The organism is Flagellimonas marinaquae (genome assembly GCF_003992675.1).
Classification (GTDB): domain Bacteria; phylum Bacteroidota; class Bacteroidia; order Flavobacteriales; family Flavobacteriaceae; genus Flagellimonas; species Flagellimonas marinaquae.
The window spans coordinates 1-7,343 of record NZ_RZMZ01000014.1 but is presented as its reverse complement, the minus strand read 5'-3'; the positions used below and the strand labels follow the sequence as shown (position 1 = coordinate 7,343).

The window sequence follows — 7,343 nt, the reverse complement described above, 5'->3', positions numbered from 1 at the left end:
ATGTGCTTGACAGCGATGGAGACGGCGTTCCGGATTATGTGGAGGAACAGCAGGGCACGGGCCCTGATGATGGTACCGATGTTCTTGACAGTGATGGTGACGGTGTTCCTGATTACGTGGAGGAACAGCAGGGCATGAATCCAGAGGACCCATCAGATGGCATCGATATGGATAGCGATGGTATTGAGAACCAATGGGACAACTGTCCGAGGGTTTACAATCCGGATCAATCGGACCTCGATAGAGATGGTGTTGGTGACGTGTGCGATGAGGACAGGATTTATGTTTCGCAGGCCATTACGCCCAATGGCGATGGCGTGAACGATACCTGGATGATCTATAACATCGAGAATTATCCCAACTGCAGGGTATGGGTATACAACCGATGGGGCAAGGAAGTGTTTAGTGCGGTAGCCTATAGAAACGATTGGGATGGCCGTTATAGGCGCTATCGATCTTATTTGCCCAACGGTGCCTCTTATCTCTATCAGATTGATCTGGACGGTGATGGGTCGGTGGACCAGGAAGGATGGATATACATTAAGAGTCAATAAATAGAATGGAAATGATAAAAACAGTTTTGGCTAAGATACTTTTGTTTGTTGTGATCCTGTTAGCCGGATTAAGACCAGTCCTTGGGCAGCAGGAAGCCAACCTGACATTGTATCGATATCATATGAACGTTTTGAACCCTGCTATTGTGGGTGTGGAAGGTGAGACATGGATAAATGCATCATTGCGTAGGCAATGGTCTAATATTGAATTCGCCCCGGAGACCCAGGCGGTCTCTCTTGGCGTCCCTGTTGGAGGGAACCTCGGTGTGGGTGTCTCGGTGATACAGGATCGTACCTTTATAGAAAGCCAAACAGGTGTTTATGCTGATTTTTCCTACCATGTTCGATTGGGTCTTGAAACTGACCTTTATTTGGGGCTGAAGGCCGGGGGCACGAATTACGCGGTCAACGTCAGCGGGCTTGAGACCTACAACTACATAATGGACCTTTCTTTGCAGGATATCAGGCAGTTCAACCCGAACATTGGAGCAGGGGTCTATTTGAACGGAGAACGTTTTTTCTTATCTTTATCCGTACCAAGGCTTCTGACGACGGACCGCACGGATGATGGCGGTGGAGTGGCCACAGTGGCGCAGAACCGTCCGCATATCTATTTGAGTTCTGGTTATGATTTTTGGTTTTCTGATACTGTTGAATTTTCCCCATCCTTCCTGTTGCGCTATGTGGAGGGTGCCCCTGTTTCGGTGGACCTGCTCACTTTGGTCACCTTTTCGGAGCGTTTTTCCATAGGGGCGGCGTATCGCACTGACCGAGCGATTTCGGGAATCATGTCCCTAGAATTGTCCAAACGAATCACTCTAGGGTATGCTTATGAGAGTTCCCTGAGGACCGAACTTCAGGCCAGTGCAGGCAACACCCACGAACTGGTCTTCAGGTTTTTGTTGGCAAGAAGGCCTTGATTGTTTCCATACCAAAATACATTGCGCAGATGTTAGACTCTCCAAGTCATAACTAGAGGTTTGTAATCCCTTGAGAGGTTCAGAACCTTTATTCATCAGCCCAGTATTTGTCAATATCCTGAGAGAGTTCACATTTATTGTTGACGATTTGTGAACTTATATGGTTAAATCGCTTTCAACATTTCAAAGATAATTAAATAGATATAAATGGTTGGAATTGAAATGATGCGTTGTCTCAACTTTATTTTGACTCCACTATTTTGTGTGCAGTCGAAACGTTTATTCTTAATATGGTCCACGGGTTACATGGGTGGTTGTGCAATCGCTGGAAAACATTATTTTGTGAAAATCCATTGAGAATGATGGGTTGCTGCGGGGAGGCAACATTGGGAATTATCGTATCAGCTGGCTTCCATATTTAGCCGCCAAGGTTTACAGGCAAACTTTCCTTTGGTTTTTAACATAATCAAAAGTAGGGTAAAAGCGCTTTCGATTGTCATTTTAACAGGGGTCATATTGAAAGATTTAAAATATTTTGTTTGAATAAAGTAGTACACAATGCGTATTTGGGAGCCATGGTCGTAATTACCGTGGCCATAACCTGTTATCTGGCCTGCACCGGCTATACTTATTACGCCTTGCCATTGGAAGAGCGTTTTTACCATCCTAGGCACCATTGGTTCAAACCCAGTGGAATCCATGGTCAGGGGCTTGGGGTAATCGGTACTTTTTTAATTGCCTTTGGGGTCTTTATCTATATTGCCCGGAAACGGTATAATTTTTTGGAGCGCTTTATTCGTTTGAAATACTTGTTGGAGTTCCATATTTTTCTTTGCACCGTTGGTCCTATAATGATTTTGTTCCATACCGCATTTAAGTTCGGGGGTATCGTGTCAATTGCATTCTGGAGTATGGTGGCCGTGGTCCTTAGTGGGATTCTGGGCAGGTTTATCTACAATCAGATTCCCCGTACCATAGAGGGAAGGGCACTTTCCCTTGCAGAGCTTCAGGCTATGAAAACCGATATGGCCGCAGTACTGGAGCAACAATTTGAAATGGACAAAGCCGATATTGACCAAGTAACGCTTATGTTGCAGTTTGGTGGTAATGGCCAGAAACGACAGGGTATTTCCCAGGTTAAAAAAACTTTGGCCAACATGGATCTGGCCAAGTCACATCAGAAGGAAATTTTATCCATGGCCAAACGGGAGCTACGTCTCTCCAAACGAATTTCCAGATTGGAGACCATGCAGCGATTGTTCAAGTACTGGCATGTCGTTCACATGCCCTTTGCCATAATTATGCTGGTCATTGTAATCATCCACGTGTCCGTTGCCTGGGCTATGGGATATAAATGGATTTTTTAATGGAAACGGTACTCCTGGAACAAATGGTCGTTTATGGCCTGGTCTTTCTTCTTTGCGGTATGGTCGTCTTCTTCTACCTAAGGACCAAGCGTAAAAGTGACAAGCAGACCCTAGAAAAAGTCGCTACGGCCAAATTGGAGGGGCTGTTTGAGCCCGTATCCCTGCATCCGCATATTGATCTAAAAAGCTGTATTGGCAGTGGGGCCTGTATCTCTGCCTGTCCCGAAAAGGACATTTTGGGCATAGTGGACGGAGTTGCCACAGCAATCAATACGTCCAATTGTATCGGTCACGGAGCTTGTTTTCATGCCTGTCCCGTAGAGGCGATCAGCCTGCGCATAGGAACCGAGACCCGGGGTGTGGACCTGCCCCATGTCAGTGAGGATTACGAGACCAATATCAAAGGAATGTACATTGCCGGGGAGCTGGGTGGCATGGGTCTGATAAAAAACAGTGTGGAACAAGGTCAAAAGGCCGTTCAAAATATCGTAAAGTCCATGAAACCGTCCAAATCGGATATTTTGGATTTGGTAGTTATCGGCGCAGGTCCCGCTGGGATTTCAGCTTCCCTGGAAGCAAAGAAAAGCGGATTGTCCCATGTGACTTTGGAGCAGGATTCCCTCGGGGGTACGGTTTATACCTTTCCAAGATCCAAGATCGTAATGACAGCTCCCATGTATCTCCCGCTGTATGGGAAGGTTAAACTCTACGATACCAGTAAGGATGAACTCCTGCAATTATGGAAAAAAGTGATTGCAGAACATGGATTGGATATTAGGGAGCACACCAAAGTGGACAAAATCGTTCCCATGGATGGTGAGGTGTTCAAAATCATTACAAACAGTGGGGAGACCTTCTTGTGCCATCAAGTCCTGCTATCCATAGGTAGACGCGGAACGCCCCGCAAGTTGGGGATTCCTGGGGAAGAAAGTCAAAAAGTGGCATATCGCTTGTTGGAGCCCGAACTGATCCAGGATAAAAAAATAGTGGTGGTCGGTGGAGGGGATTCGGCCATTGAATCCGCCATGTTGTTGATGGAAAATAATACAGTGGTACTATCCTATAGAAAGGATAGCTTTTCAAGGCTGAAACCAAAAAACAGGGAAAAAATCCACGAAGCCATGAACTCGGGAAAACTGGAGGTATGGTTCAATTCCAATCTGGTGTCCATAGCCCCCCAAAAAGTTATGATAAAGGCAGATGATAAGGAGCCTGAGGAGTTGGCGAACGATTTGGTCTACATCTTTGCCGGGGGTGAACTGCCCACTCGTTTTTTGGAACAGGCGGGCGTAAACATCACCAAGCGTTTTGGGCATATACTTAAATCCTATAAAAAGTAATTTGAAAGGCTTTACCCTACATACCATGCTGGCTTTTGCTCTCTTTTGGGCGCTCCCCACCTTGGGACAGATTTCGCCAGGGCCATTGACCGACGCCCATGCCGATTTGGAAGGGTTGAGCAATTGTACCCAATGCCATAAGCTAGGGGACAAGGTGTTGGATACCAAATGTTTGGAGTGTCATGTTGAAATTCAGTCCTTGGTCAACCGTTCCTCCGGATTGCACGGTAATCCCACCGTGGTGGAACAAAACTGTGTTGAATGCCATGGGGAACACAATGGCCGCCGCTTTGATATGGTCCGTTTCGACCAGGAAGCTTTCGATCATATGACCACGGGCTATGAATTGGAAGGGCAGCATGCCAAGATCGAATGCCGGGAATGCCATAATTCCGAAAATATAGGGGATGGGAAACTGAAAAAGAAGGAAAAAACCTTTTTGGGGCTCGATGATGCCTGTTTGTCCTGTCATGAGGATTACCATCAAGGGACGCTAGCAGAGGATTGTAGGGAGTGCCACGATTTGGACGGGTTTCAACCCGCTCCCTTGTTCGACCATGCACATACCGATTTTGAACTTAAAGGGGAACATACGGAGGTCGATTGTAAGGAATGTCATCCTATGACAGTGCGCAATGAGGTGGAATTCCAGAAATTTGCGGGCATTTCTTTTGATGACTGTTCAAGTTGTCATCAGGACCCCCATAACTCCCAGTTGCCAGGGCAATGTGCCCAGTGTCATACGGAATCTTCTTTTACTACCTTCAAGGGCCAGGGCAATTTTGCACATACGGTCACTGGTTTTGAACTTCGTGGTAGCCATGGGAGCTTGGATTGCTTTGCATGCCATAAGGACAATCAAGATCCCTTGCGTGTTTTTCAGGATCAACCACATGATATCGTGGAAAATGATTGTATCAGTTGTCACGATGATGTCCATGAAGGACTTTATGGCAATGATTGCGTGCAATGCCATCGGGAATCCAGCTTTTTGTCCTTGAGGAATATGGATTTCTTTGATCACGGGGTTACGGATTATCCCTTGGAAGGACAACATGTAGGAGTGGATTGTCGTGCCTGTCATGAAGAGCGTTTTTCCGATCCCATCGATTTCTCGTCATGTATCAGTTGTCACGAAGATTACCATGAAGGGGAATTCACTCGGGAAGGGGTTACTGCGGATTGCGTGGAGTGCCATTCCTTGGAACATGGTTTTGATTTTACGCTGTATACCTTGGAGCAGCACCAATCAACCGATTTTCCCCTGAAGGGTGCCCATATGGCAACCCCATGTTTTGCCTGTCATATCGATGAGCGTGATGAAAAATGGACCTTTACCGATATGGGGACCACCTGTGTGGATTGTCACCAGGATATCCATCAAGGATATATGGATACGACTTACTATCCCGATAAGGATTGTGCCCGATGCCACGGCAATGATAACTGGACCGATGTGGATTTCGATCATGGAAGAACGGATTGGCCCTTGGACGGCAAGCACTTGGAGGTCGCTTGTAGCGAGTGCCACTTTAAGGTAGATGCCGATGCCGCCAAAGGATGGGTCCAACAGTTCGATGGATTGGCTGCCGAATGTGCCACATGTCATGAGAATGTCCATGGATTGGCTTTTGAAATCGAGGGGGTGACGGATTGTGCGAGATGCCATGTGACCAAAAGCTGGGACCCGGAGCTGTTCGACCATGACAGTACCGATTTTCCCTTGGAAGGCCAGCACGATAAAGTGGCCTGTAGTGCTTGTCATGAAGTGGTCAACGCAGCGGGCGAGACCGTAACCCTGTATCAACTAAATAAATTCGAATGTATCGACTGTCATTTGCAATAATAGTGTTCCTTTTCGGCATCGCTAACTTGGCCGCTCAGTCGCCCCATGGGGAGGATTTTAAAATGGACTGTAAAGAGTGTCATAACCCTGCCGGTTGGGAAATCGATTACAGTAGCCTGCAATTTGACCACGATACCACAGCGTATCCATTGGAAGGCTCACATGAGCTGGTGGATTGTAAAATGTGCCATCAAGACCTTAGCTTTAAGGGAGCTCCCATGGAATGTGCCTCATGCCATACCGATGTCCACAGTCAAACCGTAGGTAACGACTGCATCCGATGCCATGATACCGATTCTTGGTTGGTGAGCGAAATTCCCGAACTGCACGAAGCCAATGGTTTTCCGCTGATCGGATCCCATAATAACCTCAGCTGTGTCGAGTGCCATAGTTCCCAAAACACCCTGCGCTTTGATCGGATCGGCAATGAATGTATTTTCTGTCACCAAGACGATTACCTGGCCACGCAGAACCCAAACCACCAAGAGGCCGGATATGGCATGGATTGTATCGAATGTCACGATCCCTTGGGTTTTGGTTGGGATTCGGAGAACATCGATCACGATTTTTTTCCCTTGACCGAAGGGCACGATATACAGGATTGTGCGGCATGCCATACCACGGGTAACTATAGCGATACCTCCCCGGAATGCCTTAGTTGTCATCAGGAGGACTATTTGGCCACACAAGATCCGGACCATCAGGATGTCGGTTTTTCCACGGACTGTGTTTCCTGCCATACCACAGCGCCCGGATGGGCACCGGCTCGAATCGACCACGACTTTTTTCCATTGACACAGGGGCATGATATTCAGGATTGTACCGAATGCCATAATAATGGCACCTATGCGGGGCTTTCCCCGGATTGTGTTTCCTGTCACCAAGAGGATTATTTGGCCACACAAGACCCGGACCATCAGGATATCGGGTTTTCCACGGATTGTGTTTCCTGTCATACCACGGCACCCGGATGGGAACCGGCAAGTATCGACCATGACTTTTTCCCGCTGACCCAGGGGCATGATATTCAGGACTGCACAGAGTGCCATACCAATGGCACCTATGCGGGGCTTTCCCCGGATTGCGTTTCCTGTCACCAAGAGGATTATCTGGCCACACAAGACCCAGACCATAAGGATATCGGGTTTTCCACGGATTGTGTTTCCTGTCATACAATGGCACCCGGATGGGCACCCGCCCAAATCGACCATGACTTTTTCCCATTGACCCAGGGGCATGATATACAAGACTGCACAGAGTGCCATACCAATGGTACCTATCAAGGGCTGTCATCGGATTGTGTTTCCTGCCATCAA

The 7,343-nt window shown here is 47.4% G+C and carries 6 protein-coding genes; all 6 read left to right on the top strand.

Annotated elements, in window-relative coordinates; translation table 11 throughout:
- Window positions 1-554: gliding motility-associated C-terminal domain-containing protein (locus EO130_RS07570; protein WP_164732898.1), on the top strand; the 554-nt coding region annotated here is incomplete at its 5' end.
- Window positions 555-565: 11 nt separating this feature from the next.
- Complete coding sequence (locus EO130_RS07565) at window positions 566-1,474, top strand: PorP/SprF family type IX secretion system membrane protein (RefSeq protein WP_164732897.1); 909 nt, start codon at window positions 566-568, stop codon at window positions 1,472-1,474.
- A 539-nt stretch (window positions 1,475-2,013) separates the two neighbouring features.
- A complete protein-coding gene (locus EO130_RS07560; RefSeq protein WP_241244319.1) occupies window positions 2,014-2,841 on the top strand; it encodes a hypothetical protein in 828 nt (275 codons plus the stop codon).
- Complete coding sequence (locus tag EO130_RS07555; RefSeq protein WP_127140919.1) at window positions 2,841-4,181, top strand: NAD(P)-binding domain-containing protein; 1,341 nt, start codon at window positions 2,841-2,843, stop codon at window positions 4,179-4,181. The genes EO130_RS07560 and EO130_RS07555 overlap by 1 nt, the downstream gene beginning before the upstream one ends.
- A gap of 25 nt (window positions 4,182-4,206) precedes the next feature.
- Window positions 4,207-6,027 carry a cytochrome c3 family protein gene (locus EO130_RS07550; protein ID WP_127140918.1) on the top strand — a complete coding sequence of 607 codons (1,821 nt, stop codon included), beginning with the start codon at window positions 4,207-4,209 and terminating at the stop codon, window positions 6,025-6,027.
- Window positions 6,003-7,343 (top strand): cytochrome c3 family protein (locus EO130_RS07545; protein ID WP_206513135.1); only part of this gene is annotated, 1,341 nt, incomplete at its 3' end. The genes EO130_RS07550 and EO130_RS07545, both read left to right, overlap by 25 nt.